This is a genomic window from Streptomyces sp. NPDC101152 (genome assembly GCF_044768275.1).
GTDB lineage: Bacteria > Actinomycetota > Actinomycetes > Streptomycetales > Streptomycetaceae > Streptomyces.
Map to the genome: position 1 here is coordinate 95,506 of NZ_JBIWPO010000026.1, position 12,839 is coordinate 108,344.

Genomic DNA, 12,839 nt, shown 5'->3' on the forward strand with positions numbered 1-12,839 from the left:
CACCGACGGCCGAGGAGGAACCATGTCCCACCCCGACCACTCCACGTCGGCCGGCGCCGCCCGGCGCCGTGACCGCGGTCTGCGCCGGGTCAAAAGCACCACCCGCTGGGTGGCCGCCGCGGCCGCGGCCGGCTCCGTCGTGCTCGCCACCGGATACGCCCACGCCCTGCCCGGGAAGTCCTCGGCCACGCCCAGGGACACCTCCCGGCCGTCGGCTCCCGCGCCGACGCCCACGTCTCCCACGCCCGCACCCAGGTCGAGCACGCCCGCGGCCCCGAGGACTCCGTCGCGGTCGGCGGCCCCGTCCCCGCACCCGGCCGTGCCGAGGCAACGGACGACCTCCGTCGGGCCGCGCACCGCACGGCCGTCCACCTCCACGCCCACCGCCACGAAGCCTCCGGCACCGACTCCACAGCCCTCGCACACCACCTCGGGTGCCTCATGACCGCCGCCGCCACGCATCCGGCGTCGGTCTCCTTCCGCGCGCTGGGCACCACCGCCTCGCTGCTGGTCAGCGACGCGGGCGCACTGGGCGCGGCACGGCGGGTCCTCGACGCCGAGCTCGCCGCCGTCGACGCGGCGTGCAGCCGCTTCCGGCCCGACTCGGAACTGTCGCGTGCCAACGCCGCAGCGGGAGCCGCATTCCATGTGAGTGCCCTGTTCGCCGAGGCCCTGGACGTGGCGTTGTACGCGGCGGAGGAGACGGGCGGCGTTGTCGACCCCACCGTCGGCACCGCGGTGGCCGCGCTCGGCTACGACGTCACGTTCGCCGCGCTGCGACCGCAGGACCTGGGTCCCGTCCGCCTCGCGGGACCGTCCGCGGGCTGGCGGGCGGTGGAGTGGGAGCGGGCCGCCCGGCGGCTGCGGCTGCCCCCGGACACCGCGCTCGACCTCGGCGCGACCGCCAAGGCTCTCGCCGCCGACCGGGCCGCCCACCGCGCCGCCGAGGTGACGGGCTGCGGTGTCCTGGTCAATCTCGGCGGGGATCTCTCCGCCGCGGGCCAGGCGCCGCCGGGAGGCTGGCGGATCGCCATCGCCGACGACCACGCGGCGCCCGACACCGCGGCCGGGCCCACGGTGAGCATCACCGGGGGCGGACTGGCCACCTCCGGCACCACCGTGCGGACCTGGTGCCGCGGGGGACGGCGACTGCACCACATCGTCGACCCCGCCACCGGCGACATCCCCGCCCCGGTCTGGCGGACCGTGAGTGTCGCCGCCATCAGCTGCGTGGCCGCCAACACCGCCGCCACCGAGGCCGTCGTCGTCGGCGAACGTGCTCTCGACCGACTGCGCCTGGCCGGGCTGCCCGCACGGCTGGTCCGCGTGGACGGGGCCGTCGAGCGAGTCTGCGGCTGGCCCGAAGACAACCCGGGAGACGCCCGATGACCGGACTCGTCCCCCTCGCCGCCGGCCCCAGCCCGCTGTGGTACGCGACCCGGGCCGGCGGCACCGTCGCCCTGGTGCTGCTCACCACGACCGTCGCGCTCGGTGTCGCCGTGGGAGGCCGCCACACACCGCGGCGGCTCGCCCGCTTCGAGGTGAGCGCACTGCACCGCAACCTGTCGGTGCTGACCCTGGTCTTCCTGGCCCTGCACATTTTCACCGCGATCCTCGACACCTTCGTCCACCTGGGGTGGTGGGTGACGGTGGTGCCGTTCGCCGCCTCGTACCGGCCGCTCTGGCTGGGACTGGGCACGGTCGCGTTCGACCTGCTGCTCGCGGTCGCGGCCACCAGCGCGGTACGGCTGCGCATGGGGCAGCGGTGGTGGAAGGCCGTGCACTGGCTGGCCTACGCGGCCTGGCCCGTCGCGCTCTTCCACGCCGCCGGCACCGGCACGGACACCCGGCTCACGCTGCAACTCGCCTTGTACGCCGCATGCGCCACCCTCGTCGTCGCGGCCGTCTGGTGGCGGTTGTACCGGGCGGGGCCGGGTCGGGTCGCGGTGCGGCTCTGGGCGGGAGTCACCGCGGCGGCGGTGCCCGTGGTGCTGGCCGCGTTCATGAACTCCGGGCCTTTGCAACCCGGTTGGGCGCAGCGTGCGGAAGCGGGCACGAGCACCGGCACGGGCACTGTCCACTCGACGCCCGCACCGACCGATGACGACGAGGGAGGGTCCGAATGACCGAGGCGATGACGAACGGACGGACAACCCTGGCGGCCGATGACGGGCGCGCGGGCGTGCTCGGCCCGTACGGCTCACGGCTGCTGCACGGCTGGTACGCCACCGGCGGCCCGGCCGGCCTGGACGAGCACCTCGGCCGGTACGGTCCACCCCCCCTTCCTCGCACCACGGACGCGGCCGACCGACTGATACGCGCGGTGGAGGACGCCGGACTGACCGGCAGGGGCGGCGCCGCCTTCCCCACCGGACGCAAGCTGCGCACCGTCGCCGCCGGCCGGGGTACCGCGGTGGTGGTCGCCAACGGCATGGAGAGCGAACCGGCCAGCCGCAAGGACGAGACCCTGCTGGACCTCGCCCCGCACCTGGTCCTGGACGGCGCCGCACTGGCCGCCGCCGCGGTGGGCGCCGATGTGGCGCATCTGTGCCTGCCGCGCACCAGGCAGGACCAGACGGACGCCCTCCGCGAGGCCGTCGGGGAACGCCAGAGGGCCGGCACCGACCCGTTCCCGGTCCAGGTGCATGAACTGCCCCACCACTACGTCTCCAGCGAGGAGACGTCGCTGGTGCGATGGCTCAACGGCGGCGACGCCCGCCCGCTGGCCACCCCGCCGCGCCCGTTCGAGAAGGGGGTCGGCAGGCGCCCGACCCTGATCGACAACGTCGAGACCCTCGCCCACCTCGCACTGATCGCGCGCTACGGTCCCGGCTGGTTCCGCGGTGCCGGGCGCCCCGACGCCGCGGGCACCACACTGGTGACCCTCTCCGGGGCGCTGCGTACACCGGGTGTCTACGAAGTGCCGATGGGCCGACCGCTCGGTGAGGTACTTGACGTCGCGGGCGGAGCCGCGGAACCGCTCGCAGCCGTTCTGTTGGGTGGCTTCTTCGGCAGTTGGCTGCCGGTGGGGCAGGCGCTGCACGTCCCGTTCGCCAAGCAGGACCTGGCGTCCCTCGGCGCGGGACCCGGTGCCGGAGTGATCGTGGCGCTTCCCGCCCGCGCCTGCGGTCTGGCCGAGGCGGCCAGGGTTGTCGGCTACCTCGCGGCGCAGAGCGCACGGCAGTGCGGACCGTGCCGACTCGGCCTGCCGGCCGTCGCCGCGGACTTCGCGGACCTTGCCTGGGGGAACCCCACCCCGGAGCTTGTGCGGCGTCTGGAAGGCCGTACGGGACTGCTCGCCGGACGCGGCGCCTGCCGGCACCCGGACGGCGCCTCACGCTTCGCGGCGACCGCCCTTCGCGTCTTCGCCGACGACGTACGGCACCACCTGAGCCGCGGCCCGTGTGCCGCAGCCGGGCACGAGCCCGTACTGCCGGTCCCGGCCACACCGGTACCCGCCGACCGGGAATGGAGGTGACCGGGATGGCTCGTACACACACCGTCGGAATCGACCGCATCGCATGCGACGGCTACGGCCTGTGCGCCGAACTGCTCCCGGAATTGATCGAGTTGGACGAGTGGGGCTACCCGGTCGTGGGATCGGCCCCGCTCACGGGTGAAGCACTCGGGCACGCACGTCGCGCGGTGGCCGCGTGCCCAGCGCTGGCACTGCGCCTGGACCGGGCACCGGAGCGCGCACCGGACCGGAAGGGGGCCCAACGGTCGTGAACGAGTTCTTAACCTCACGTCGGACATACTTCTGCCCGCTCCGGCGCACGGCGCGGAGCAGGCAGGACAGCACTGCCATCCGGGCTGGGCGGGGCCTGATCACCAGGAGGACGGACGCGTGACCGTGATCGGCGGCAGGACACCGACGGACGTCCCGTACGAGGGGCCCGGCACGACATCCGGTGGCCCGGAGGGCAACGAGCGGCTGACCGCCGCGACCGGTGCGGTCCTGCTGGTCCTCTTCGCCATCGAGGGCGTCACCATCCTCTTCCTCGGGCAACTCCTCACCCTGCACTTCTTCATCGGACTGCTGCTGACCGGCCCGGTCTGCCTGAAGATCGGCTCGACCGGCTACCGCTTCTACCGCTACTACACGGGCTCGCCCGCGTACCGCCGCAAGGGGCCGCCCGCACCGCTGCTGCGTGTGCTGGGCCCGCTGGTCGTGGCCACAAGCGTCGCCGTCCTCGGCACGGGGGTGGCCCTGGCCGTGCTCGGACGCGACACCGGTCCGGTTCCGGTGCTCCTGTTGCACAAGGCCGCCTTCATCTGCTGGGTGGCCGTCATGGCCGTGCACGTCCTCGCCTACGTCTGGCGCCTTCCGAGCGTCATCGGCGCCGACCTGCGCCGCCGTCCGGCGCGCCACGGGATCACCGCCCCGCGGCGCGCCGGACGCTGGTCGCTGCTGGTGGTCGCGCTCGGTGCCGGCCTGGTCGTGGCGATGGCCGGAGTCCACCTGGTCTCCGCCTGGTCCGGGTAGCGCGGCCGGGCCGGCGAACCGACCGCGCGCGAGACCGGTGCTCAGGCGTCGGTGGACCCGCGCGCCATCGAGTCCACGAGGCCCGACAGCCCCAGCACCACCACGACCGCTTCGACGAACATGGAAGCCAGCCCCAGCGGTTCCAGCCAGTTGCCGATGTCGTCCATGGCACCCGGAAGGCCGACGCTCCGGTTGACCACGTAGCCGAGGAGTACGGCGGCGGCGAGCGCGGTCGCGGCCAGCCAGGCCCGCCGGTCATGACGCCGCATCAGGTACTCCGCGACCGCCACGCTCGCGATGATGAGCAGGATGTACGCGGCTCCGAGGTAGGGGGTCTCCTTGAGCTTGCCGGGCAGGTCCAGCAAGTGGATCAGGGCGATGCCCAGGAGACCGAGTGCCGTGACCGCACGTCGCGCAGGTTCGTCCTGGCGGCTGGGCTCGACGGCCCGGGTCGCGGCGACTTCGGTGCGAATCGCCATGGCCGAAGTCCTTCCTTGGTGGGGGGTCGGGGGACAGAACGCTGTGGTCCGAGTGGTGCGCGGTGCGGGCACATCGTCGCGAGCCGGGACCGGTGGGACAAGGCCAAAATCTGTCATGTACGCCCCAATTTCTGGCCGAGAGGCGGGTGTGCCGACGACGGTTGTCTTCGGAGCGTGAGGGAGGGGCGGCTCTCCTTCATCGACGCGATGAGTCGCTACGCGACCGAGCCCGCCACAGACCTCGCCTGAAGCCGATCGGCACAGCGCGGCACAGCCACCCTCCTTTCGACCGGCAGGACGGTGGTGTTGCCACCTTTCGGTGTCCGGGCCCCTCGGGTGACGGACCGGGCCTTGACCAGTGGCTCTTCTGGTAATGGACGCAACGACGGGTCTCCGTGAGCCGGTGGCCCATGAACGGGAATCATGGACATCGCCTTTGGATCGTCGCGGGACTGCTCGCCGTCTTCTACGTCTACGCCGGCACGCTGAAGGTAATCCGCAGCCGCGATCAACTCCGACCGATGATGGCCTGGGTCGACCGCATCCCCCTGCCTGCCCTCAGGGCGCTGGGCGGTCGAAATACTCGGCGCGACCGGCCTGATCCTGCCGCCGCTGACCGGTGCTGTTTTGCCTGGTCGGCTGGGGCATGCAGGGCTGCCGTGCCTACAGATCTTCGGGTAGGAGCCGGAATGCCGGGTGGCCGGTCAGGGGCCGGACCATGCGGAAGTGGGGGCCGTGGGCGTACGCCGTCGTTGATGTCGGCTGTGGGTGTCAGGCAGCCCGAGGGACGATGCTCACCACGCGGTAGTCGTACCCGTCCTGCTTGAAACCGGGGGCTTCCCACGTGAGGTCGACCTGCTGTCCGGGCGACAGCGTGCGGAAGCCGGTCGCCTGGATGTCGGAGAAATGGCCGAAGCAGCCGCCGGGGGTATCGGGGGAGTCGAGAACGCCCCACCCTTCCTCGTCGTCCCACTCGCGGACAGTCGCAGTCACCATGGACGGCACCCTACGGCTGTTCGCTACGGGCCTGGTCCCCGACGACGACGCGGCCGCCACGACCGTCAGCGTCGCCGAAGCCGTCCAGGGCCACCTGACCCTTTACGAGTTCATCCAATGGCCGCTCTGTCCCGGGCACGGGCATCCGATGCGGCCGAGCGTCGAACATGACAAGGCTTGTCGGACCTGCCCGGCCTCGCACCGGAGTATTTGCGCCATCGGCGAGCTGCCGCCGCCCGATCCCTCGGCGACCGTCACCTGACCTGGTAGCGAAACGGGACCAGTCCCTCGGTGTTCTCACAGGTCACCGGCTTGGAGCGCGTCAAGTTCCAAGCGGCTGTCCACACATGGTCTACATGCCGCCAGGAACGTCGTCAGAATATGATCGCGCGGTGATCGTAGGAGTGATCGTCTTCGCAGTGGTGGGCACCGGCTCAGCGACTGCCCAGATCATCAAGCGACAGTGGCACCAAGCTTCTGGCGCATTGTTGGTGACGGTCGGCGTGGAGATGGGTTACGCCTCGATGGCCTTCCACCAGCCTTGGCTCGCTATCGCTGGCACCGGCGTCCTGGTGACGGCATCCGTCCTTGCGTGGCGGGTCAGGCGGCACGAGGTGCGGAGGGTCGGGGGGCGGCAGTCGGACTGATCCTCGCTGTGGAACATGGCTGCGCGGGCCTGACCAGGCTTCACGCCTGGACAACCTAGTGGTCTACCTGCGCATCGCCGTCTGTCTGAAGGCGCGGTCAGACGGGCTGCCACAGCTCGACCCGGTTGCCCTCGGGATCGGTGACCCAGCCAAACCGGCCGACACCTTCCATGTCCTGGATGTCCTCGGACACGTCCGCTCCCTTGGCACGCAGTTGCGCCAGCATCGCATCCAGGTCGCGCACCCGGAAGTTGAGCATGGTCTGCTGAGAGCGGGACCCGAAAGAGTCGGTCCCGGACTCGAACGTCGCGAACACCGTTGGCCCGGCTCCCTGACGCCACAAGCCGTGCTCGTCGGCGTCCAGGCCCAGGCAGTCCCGGTACCACGCGTTCAGGACCTTCGGATCGGCAGCCCGCATGAAGTAGCCACCAATTCCAAGTACACGTTCCATGCCGCCATCCTGCCAGGACGGCGATCAGGCGGGCCCAGCATCACACCATCACGCTCTTCAATCCGGATCAGTCGCGGGCCAACTCGTCAACAAGGTCGATCCGAGCCTGTTCCGGCTGCAGACGTGGATGGGAACGACGGCGTCAGAAGCCAGGCTGGCCGATCGGCGGCTGACTTTCCGATCCGCCCCCTTGGCGGCGACCGGCTATGGCTGCGGCGAGCGCCAAGGTCGCCTCGACTTGAGCCATCTGCAAGCGGTAGTCCGGCTGGACTCGTCCTCCCATGGCACCCCTTAGCGGCGCCAGGAGTTCGATGGCAGCCTGCTCGTGCTCTTCGTAGCTGGCCACGCATACCTCCAGGTCAAGTGGTGCGGCGCGCTGCTGGGGAGCGACTGATCATGGCCCGTGAGCTTCCGGCGCGTCGGGCAGTCGGTCGACCTGCTCGTTAGAGCACGACGTTGGGGCCATGATCTTAGAGGCTCGCTCCGAAGTGGCTGTCCAAAACAGTGGAGTTGATCGCCTCAGCCCCGCGGGGTTCTCCCGTCATGGCCGCTCGAACGCCCGAGCATCTGGTGGCGGCGACACGCGGGCCGATGTGGCCGTTGATGCGCCTGGGAGGAGTCTTCGGCCCGAAGATCAGCGAACCTTGATCTCGACGGTCGCGTCCTCTACGTCCGACAGCGGTTTCAGCGCCGTCGTGGCGTCCTCTACGACGACGACCCGAAGAGCCGCCGTCGCCGGGCCGTCCCGCTGCCCGCCCTTGATCCGGTCATTCTCGCTGTATCGGGCCGTCCGCTCACGCGTTGCCGACTGTCAAGCAGCGCGTGGTCAGATCTGGCCGAGGTCGATCTCCACCGGGAAGGGGGCCACTACCTTGAGGACGCCGGTGAACACGTCTCCGTCCCGGTAGGTCTTCGTCGCGGGGTCGAGAACGTAGGTGTACACGAGAGGAACGCCTGTCGCCGCCTGCTCGATCCGCCAGTAGAAGCCGATGCCTGCCTTGGCGTACTGGTCGACCTTCACGATCCGGTCGGTGGTCTCCGAGCCTGGAGACACCACCTCCGCGACGAGCAGCACGTGCTCAGGGCGGGTGGGGGTGATGTCGATCGTGTCCGCGCGGTACACGACGACGTCCGGACGGCGATTGGTGAGCGGGACGTCCTGAAGCCGGACGTCGAAGTCCGTGTCGGCGTTCCACTCCGGGCCCGCGGCGGCATCCAGGGCGTTCGCCAGAATCCGGGCCAGCCGGTTGTGCCGCTTGGACGCGCTCGGACTCACGACGACCATCCCGTCCACGATCTCGATGCCGGCGCACTGCTCCTCGGACCAGGCGTCGTACTCCTCCGCCGTGATCTGCTCATGCATCCACGCCGGGGCCACCATCTCGGCCGTCATGAAGCACCTCCCGGACACTGTGCTGCGGGCCCGATCCCGCTGGATTCAGCGTACTGTCTGCCATCCGTCCGGCACGCTGATCTCGCCTCCGCGCCCTTCCCGTCGGCCGGCATCCGACCAGCGAGCCCACCCGCCGATACGTTCGGCCTGGCCTGAACCGGAAAGGGGCCCGACGTCCATACCTGCGCGTAGAGGCCGGCTACGGGCCGAGTAGTTCCCGTCGCTCACGCGAAACGGCCCCGTACAAGGAACCCGAGGCCGAACAAACGATCAGCCACATGGACCGGCTGCTCAAACGTCGCCTGCCTGCTGCATAGGCCCCGCCATTCTGAGCGGCGTTGCTCGGGGAGGCGCTTGAAAGGGCGTCTGTCCGAGCAATTAAAGGCCCCGCCGCAGCCGCCTCCCGCCACGCCACCGCCCTACGCGAGTCCGGCCTCATCGCCACCATCCGCAATGGCCAGACCATCCACCACACCCCGGCCCGACTCGGCACCGACCTCGTACACGGATTAACCATCGAGCAGACAGCCTGAACAAAAAAAGCCCGATGCCTCGCGGAGGCATCGGGCTTCATCGTGTGGTCAGGGGTTCAGGCTGAACGCCTGGTTCGAGTCGCCCAGGTCGTTCCAGAGTTGGAGACCGCGGCCGGCACCGGAGTCGTCGTAGTCCAGCACCAGGCCGGTGGCGACGTTCTTGATCTTGTAGTAGTCGCCGTGCAGCCAGCTAAAGGTCCAGAGCGCATCGCTTCTGTTGCAGACGTTGCCGCTTCGGTCACCGCTGACGACCACCGGCGAGCCCAACCGGTCCCAGTTCGGGATCAGACATCCGCGGTTGGGGGCCCACCAGATCTGGGTGTTGGCGCCTCCCGGACCCGCAAATTGCCAGTGGTGGGCCAGACCGTCCGAGCACGAGTACTCGTGGACGCTCTGCCCCAGAGGCCAGTACAGGTCCGGGCGGAGGCACTGACCGCCGTCCCAGGGCGTCTGGAGGTTGCGGTTCGTCGTATCCGCGTGCGCCGACGCGGCCTGCGTCAACGACAGCGCCAGGGCCGCCGCCGGAAGCAGCAGGCGCCGAAAGATCTTTCCCATGGTGTGTGTCCTCCCCTGAGTCACGGGGCGGATGGCCCCCGTCAGGCCCATCGTCGCCGCCCGTCTCCTGGACCACCAGACATTTGCGTCAGCATGCAAAAGCTCAAAAGCCACCGAAGGCAAAAAGAGGCCAGATAGGCCTCGAAAGCCCGCCTGACCTGCGATGAAGTGCGCCCGAAGGGATTCGAAGCGAGCACTTCCGTGCCAGGGCGATTCCCTGGCCTCGGCTGCTATCGGCTGGTGCCGTTTGCCGTCGTCTGTTGCTTGGCGCTTGTCGTCTACTGTCGGCTGGTGTCGTCTGTTGTTTAGGGCACGTGATACTGCCCGCCCTCTCTGGCGGCCTGTGGACTGGTTCCTCCGCGTACCGTCGCGAACTAACGCGTTCATCGCTACGGCGGTCGGAGGTCAGGCCATCTTTATCGTGGTGACGACGGACTCACTGCACTCTTGACCCAGGTGTGGGAGCCCTGCGGTATCGCTGGTGCGTTGCTGTTCGCGCTGGCGCGCTGGCTGCGCCGCATACGGGGCATTGAGGTCGCAACCGCGGGGGAACACGTCGAAGATTGAAACGGCGCGGTCTGCCTCGCTTCCTCGTCCGATGGCTCGGGCAAGAGCTTCGCGGGAGGGCGTCCTGGCCCAGCTAGTGGCGACTGCCGTCAAATGGTGCCGTCAAAACGGCCCGCACCATGATCGGTCCGGGCCGTTTTGCCTGGTGCCCCCGGCAGGATTCGAACCTGCGACACCCGCTTTAGGAGCGAGGTTGGGCGATCTTGGGTGTGACCTGCGGGTTTCGTACCGTAGGAGCAGTCCGCCGTGAGTACCCCGGCGCACTGTGGTTCCCCGTGAGTCCCCGTCCCATCTGGCACGAGAGTGGCACGGCCATATTGCGGTCTTGTGGCGGCTGGCGCGGCCCCTCAGACTCGCGTCCATGGGTTCGGACTCCAAGACCAATTCGAGCGGTTCATGCGAGAGATGCGGGGCTGGTTGCCGGACGGAGAAGCCAGTCTATGGCTGGGTTTGCGCTCGATGCGCCCGTGAGCTTGATGCCTACTACTTGATGCTGGTCGGCATGAGGGGTGGAGATCCAATACAGCTCTACCTGGCCGACAAGAGGGCTGGGCGGGTGCCTCCTCGGACGTGAGGTCGGTGGAGCGACTTTGGCCTGGAGCTGCTTTGGCGCGAGTGATCATGGCCCCGTAAGCTTCCGGCGCGTCGGGCAGTCTGTTGACCTGCCCGTTAAAGCACGACGTTGGGGCCATGATCTTCGAGGCTCGCGCCAAAGTGGCTGGCTAAAGTCGTGGAGCCGACCGCCCCAGCCACGACGGGGTTCTCCCCCTCGTCATGGCCGCGTTCGCCGTCCGGCCGGTGGCCCGGTGCGGGATCAGCGGGCCGTTCGAACGCCCGAGTATCTGGTCGCGTCGGTCGGCATGCCGCCGCCACCACGATCCGGCCTCTTTCGGTAACACAAAGCGTCTTTGACCTGCACTGTTGGGGATCACCGTTCGTCCCCGTGCCCGTGTTGGAATGTGGCCGCTGCGGGCGGCGACGGGCGGGCGGCGACGTGCGGCCGGTGGCGAAGACATGGAGGCGGCGCGGCGGCGACCGACCGGCGCCGCCGCGCTTGGCGCGGCCCTCGGTGTGATCCGACCTACTGCTGTAGGCAACCGGGTGGAAAGGGGTGCGGCGTGGCCCCTGAACGAGGGCGTTGAGGTCTAGCGGCTGTTGATCTTTTCCATCCCTGAGGCCGGATCGTGGTGGCGGTGGTGTGCGGGCCAGGAGCGGCCGTCGATGCGCTTGGGCGGAGTGTGCGGCGGTCGGGTTGGCGATGATCGATGAGCGCCGTCGGCAGACGGATGAGCGAGCGCAGCGAGCCTTGATGAGGTAGAGAAACCCGTAACTGGCTCCGTGGAACACGGAGGATCACGGGTACCGTCCCAGGTATGAAGCTCTCCCCCGGCGAGGCTCGCAAACTCTTCGTTGGATCTCCGATCGCTCGGCTAGCTACGGCAAGCGGCGGTGGCGTGCCGCACCTCGTGCCTGTGACCTTCGTGGTCCAAGAGGACATGATCTACTTCGCAGTCGATCACAAGCCCAAAGACACCTGGAACCTGCGGCGGCTACGCAACATTCATGAGAACGATCGGGTCGCTGTCCTTGTCGACCACTACGCCGACGACTGGTCGCGTCTCTGGTGGGCTAGAGCTGACGGTCACGCAGAGGTGTGGTCGGATGCCGAGCATCGGAAAGGTCCGGTTGAACTGCTCCGCCAGAGGTATCGCCAGTACCGCGAGAACGTCCCGGAAGGCCCGGTTGTAGCGATCAAGGTTGAACAGTGGTCTGGGTGGAAGTTCGCCGGGTGACGTTGTCGGCAGCAAGCTCTATGCTTGCTTGCATAGACAAGCCGAGGTGAATTTCATGACGAGCGATACTCGTCCTCTCTATCAGCGAATCGCAGACGATCTACGTGCTTCGATCTTGTCGGGCGAGTTGGAGCCCGGCGCAAAGCTCCCCTCCGAGAACGTCCTCAAGGAGCGATACGGCACTACGCGCGTGACTGTCGGTAAGGGGCTTGCGCTCCTCAAGTCCGAGGGCCTTGTGATCAGTTCGCAAGGCAAGGGGGCGCTTGTCCGGCCGCGCCCCAACGTCCAGATGCTCACTACGGGGGCCAACTACCGAGAGCGTCGCAACACGGGCGTTAGCAACTTCAACGCTGAGGCCATGGCACAGGGGTTGAAGCCTGAACAGCGAATCTTGAGCGTTGAGACGGTGTCGGCGCCGCCGGAGGTGGCTAGTCGCCTCGGCCTTCCGGATGGCACTCCCGTGATCGCGCGGCGTCGTGCCTTCTATGTCAACGATCAGCCGATGCAGCTCGTTGACGGCTACTACTCCGCCGAGCTGTTCAGCGGCACGGCGGTCGAGGACGTCCGGCGGATTCGTGGTGGAGTCAGCGCCCTGATCGAAGATCCTCAAGGTCCAGTCGGTGAGCGGATCACGCAGTTCGTGGAAGATCTTGACATCAGGATGCCCACGCCATCGGAGGCCGGTGATCTTGCAATTCCTCCCGGGGTCCCGTTGGCCAGGGTCTTGCGGACTGCTCACACGTCCAGTGGCGTGGCGGTTGAGGTGCTGGATTCTCGGGTGCCGTGTGATCGGCATGTCTTTCGGTACGTGATCGACATTCCCTGACGCTCTGTCATATCTGGGGTCGACCTGATGGGTTGGCCCCATTTTTTTGTGTCTACCCACTTGCATATGCAAGTCGAGGTCCGTACGGTGGAACCAGCTTGCATAGTCAAGTT

General features: G+C 68.7%; 15 protein-coding genes and 1 pseudogene. 10 read left to right on the top strand and 6 right to left on the bottom strand.

What is annotated here, in order from left to right; genetic code table 11:
* Positions 1-22 precede the first annotated feature (22 nt).
* From ACIRVK_RS28710 to ACIRVK_RS28735, 6 genes are all read left to right on the top strand, one after another.
* Positions 23-445, top strand: coding sequence for a hypothetical protein (locus ACIRVK_RS28710; RefSeq protein ID WP_404252021.1), 423 nt, complete (start codon positions 23-25; stop codon positions 443-445).
* Positions 442-1,389, top strand: coding sequence for an FAD:protein FMN transferase (locus ACIRVK_RS28715; RefSeq protein ID WP_404252023.1), 948 nt, complete (start codon positions 442-444; stop codon positions 1,387-1,389). Before ACIRVK_RS28710 ends, ACIRVK_RS28715 begins: the two co-directional genes overlap by 4 nt.
* Entirely contained in the window at positions 1,386-2,126 is a 741-nt protein-coding gene (locus tag ACIRVK_RS28720; protein ID WP_404252025.1) for a ferric reductase-like transmembrane domain-containing protein, read from the top strand. The genes ACIRVK_RS28715 and ACIRVK_RS28720 overlap by 4 nt, the downstream gene beginning before the upstream one ends.
* On the top strand, positions 2,123-3,478 hold the full coding sequence (locus ACIRVK_RS28725) for an NADH-ubiquinone oxidoreductase-F iron-sulfur binding region domain-containing protein (protein WP_404252027.1): 1,356 nt from the start codon (positions 2,123-2,125) through the stop codon (positions 3,476-3,478). Before ACIRVK_RS28720 ends, ACIRVK_RS28725 begins: the two co-directional genes overlap by 4 nt.
* A gap of 5 nt (positions 3,479-3,483) precedes the next feature.
* On the top strand, positions 3,484-3,729 hold the full coding sequence (locus ACIRVK_RS28730; RefSeq protein WP_404252029.1) for a ferredoxin: 246 nt from the start codon (positions 3,484-3,486) through the stop codon (positions 3,727-3,729).
* 118 nt (positions 3,730-3,847) lie between these two features.
* Positions 3,848-4,486, top strand: a complete 639-nt coding sequence (locus ACIRVK_RS28735) for a hypothetical protein (protein WP_404252031.1) — start codon at positions 3,848-3,850, stop codon at positions 4,484-4,486.
* Positions 4,487-4,527: 41 nt separating this feature from the next.
* On the opposite strand, the gene ACIRVK_RS28740 is transcribed toward ACIRVK_RS28735, so the two are convergent.
* A complete protein-coding gene (locus ACIRVK_RS28740) occupies positions 4,528-4,965 on the bottom strand; it encodes a hypothetical protein (RefSeq protein ID WP_404252035.1) in 438 nt (145 codons plus the stop codon).
* 410 nt (positions 4,966-5,375) lie between these two features.
* On the opposite strand from ACIRVK_RS28740, the pseudogene ACIRVK_RS28745 reads away from it, so the two are divergent.
* Positions 5,376-5,586, top strand: a pseudogene (locus ACIRVK_RS28745) (DoxX family protein); the annotation flags it as partial.
* 150 nt (positions 5,587-5,736) lie between these two features.
* On the opposite strand, the gene ACIRVK_RS28750 reads toward ACIRVK_RS28745, so the two are convergent.
* A complete protein-coding gene (locus tag ACIRVK_RS28750) occupies positions 5,737-5,961 on the bottom strand; it encodes a cold-shock protein (RefSeq protein WP_404252037.1) in 225 nt (74 codons plus the stop codon).
* Here ACIRVK_RS28750 and ACIRVK_RS28755 point away from each other — a divergent pair.
* Positions 5,960-6,223, top strand: coding sequence for a hypothetical protein (locus tag ACIRVK_RS28755; RefSeq protein ID WP_404252039.1), 264 nt, complete (start codon positions 5,960-5,962; stop codon positions 6,221-6,223). The genes ACIRVK_RS28750 and ACIRVK_RS28755 overlap by 2 nt on opposite strands.
* 482 nt (positions 6,224-6,705) lie before the next feature.
* On the opposite strand, the gene ACIRVK_RS28760 is transcribed toward ACIRVK_RS28755, so the two are convergent.
* From ACIRVK_RS28760 to ACIRVK_RS28775, 4 genes are all read right to left on the bottom strand, one after another.
* The gene (locus ACIRVK_RS28760; RefSeq protein WP_404252041.1) at positions 6,706-7,059 is read right to left on the bottom strand and encodes a VOC family protein; all 354 of its coding nucleotides are present in this window, start codon (positions 7,057-7,059) and stop codon (positions 6,706-6,708) included.
* Between the two features lie 142 nt (positions 7,060-7,201).
* Positions 7,202-7,405 (bottom strand): hypothetical protein, encoded by a 204-nt coding sequence (locus ACIRVK_RS28765; protein WP_404252043.1) that lies wholly within the window; start codon positions 7,403-7,405, stop codon positions 7,202-7,204.
* A gap of 480 nt (positions 7,406-7,885) precedes the next feature.
* On the bottom strand, positions 7,886-8,452 hold the full coding sequence (locus tag ACIRVK_RS28770; protein ID WP_404252045.1) for a Uma2 family endonuclease: 567 nt from the start codon (positions 8,450-8,452) through the stop codon (positions 7,886-7,888).
* A gap of 581 nt (positions 8,453-9,033) precedes the next feature.
* Positions 9,034-9,540 (bottom strand): RICIN domain-containing protein, encoded by a 507-nt coding sequence (locus ACIRVK_RS28775; protein WP_404252047.1) that lies wholly within the window; start codon positions 9,538-9,540, stop codon positions 9,034-9,036.
* Positions 9,541-11,480: 1,940 nt separating this feature from the next.
* Between ACIRVK_RS28775 and ACIRVK_RS28780 the strand changes: the two genes are divergently transcribed.
* Together ACIRVK_RS28780 and ACIRVK_RS28785 are read left to right on the top strand one after the other, a co-directional pair.
* Entirely contained in the window at positions 11,481-11,900 is a 420-nt protein-coding gene (locus ACIRVK_RS28780) for a TIGR03668 family PPOX class F420-dependent oxidoreductase (RefSeq protein ID WP_404252049.1), read from the top strand.
* Between the two features lie 55 nt (positions 11,901-11,955).
* Positions 11,956-12,726 carry a GntR family transcriptional regulator gene (locus ACIRVK_RS28785; protein WP_404252051.1) on the top strand — a complete coding sequence of 257 codons (771 nt, stop codon included), beginning with the start codon at positions 11,956-11,958 and terminating at the stop codon, positions 12,724-12,726.
* Positions 12,727-12,839: the final 113 nt, after the last annotated feature.

What these genes read in the sequence shown, in the direction of transcription:
- ACIRVK_RS28760 (WP_404252041.1), bottom strand. Translation starts at nt 7,059, where the DNA reads ATGGAACGTGTACTTGGAATTGGTGGCTACTTCATGCGGGCTGCCGAT.
- ACIRVK_RS28780 (WP_404252049.1), top strand. Translation starts at nt 11,481, where the DNA reads ATGAAGCTCTCCCCCGGCGAGGCTCGCAAACTCTTCGTTGGATCTCCG.
- ACIRVK_RS28740 (WP_404252035.1), bottom strand. Translation starts at nt 4,965, where the DNA reads ATGGCGATTCGCACCGAAGTCGCCGCGACCCGGGCCGTCGAGCCCAGC.
- ACIRVK_RS28710 (WP_404252021.1), top strand. Translation starts at nt 23, where the DNA reads ATGTCCCACCCCGACCACTCCACGTCGGCCGGCGCCGCCCGGCGCCGT.
- ACIRVK_RS28775 (WP_404252047.1), bottom strand. Translation starts at nt 9,540, where the DNA reads ATGGGAAAGATCTTTCGGCGCCTGCTGCTTCCGGCGGCGGCCCTGGCG.
- ACIRVK_RS28715 (WP_404252023.1), top strand. Translation starts at nt 442, where the DNA reads ATGACCGCCGCCGCCACGCATCCGGCGTCGGTCTCCTTCCGCGCGCTG.
- ACIRVK_RS28770 (WP_404252045.1), bottom strand. Translation starts at nt 8,452, where the DNA reads ATGACGGCCGAGATGGTGGCCCCGGCGTGGATGCATGAGCAGATCACG.
- ACIRVK_RS28755 (WP_404252039.1), top strand. Translation starts at nt 5,960, where the DNA reads ATGGACGGCACCCTACGGCTGTTCGCTACGGGCCTGGTCCCCGACGAC.
- ACIRVK_RS28750 (WP_404252037.1), bottom strand. Translation starts at nt 5,961, where the DNA reads ATGGTGACTGCGACTGTCCGCGAGTGGGACGACGAGGAAGGGTGGGGC.
- ACIRVK_RS28725 (WP_404252027.1), top strand. Translation starts at nt 2,123, where the DNA reads ATGACCGAGGCGATGACGAACGGACGGACAACCCTGGCGGCCGATGAC.
- ACIRVK_RS28730 (WP_404252029.1), top strand. Translation starts at nt 3,484, where the DNA reads ATGGCTCGTACACACACCGTCGGAATCGACCGCATCGCATGCGACGGC.
- ACIRVK_RS28785 (WP_404252051.1), top strand. Translation starts at nt 11,956, where the DNA reads ATGACGAGCGATACTCGTCCTCTCTATCAGCGAATCGCAGACGATCTA.
- ACIRVK_RS28720 (WP_404252025.1), top strand. Translation starts at nt 1,386, where the DNA reads ATGACCGGACTCGTCCCCCTCGCCGCCGGCCCCAGCCCGCTGTGGTAC.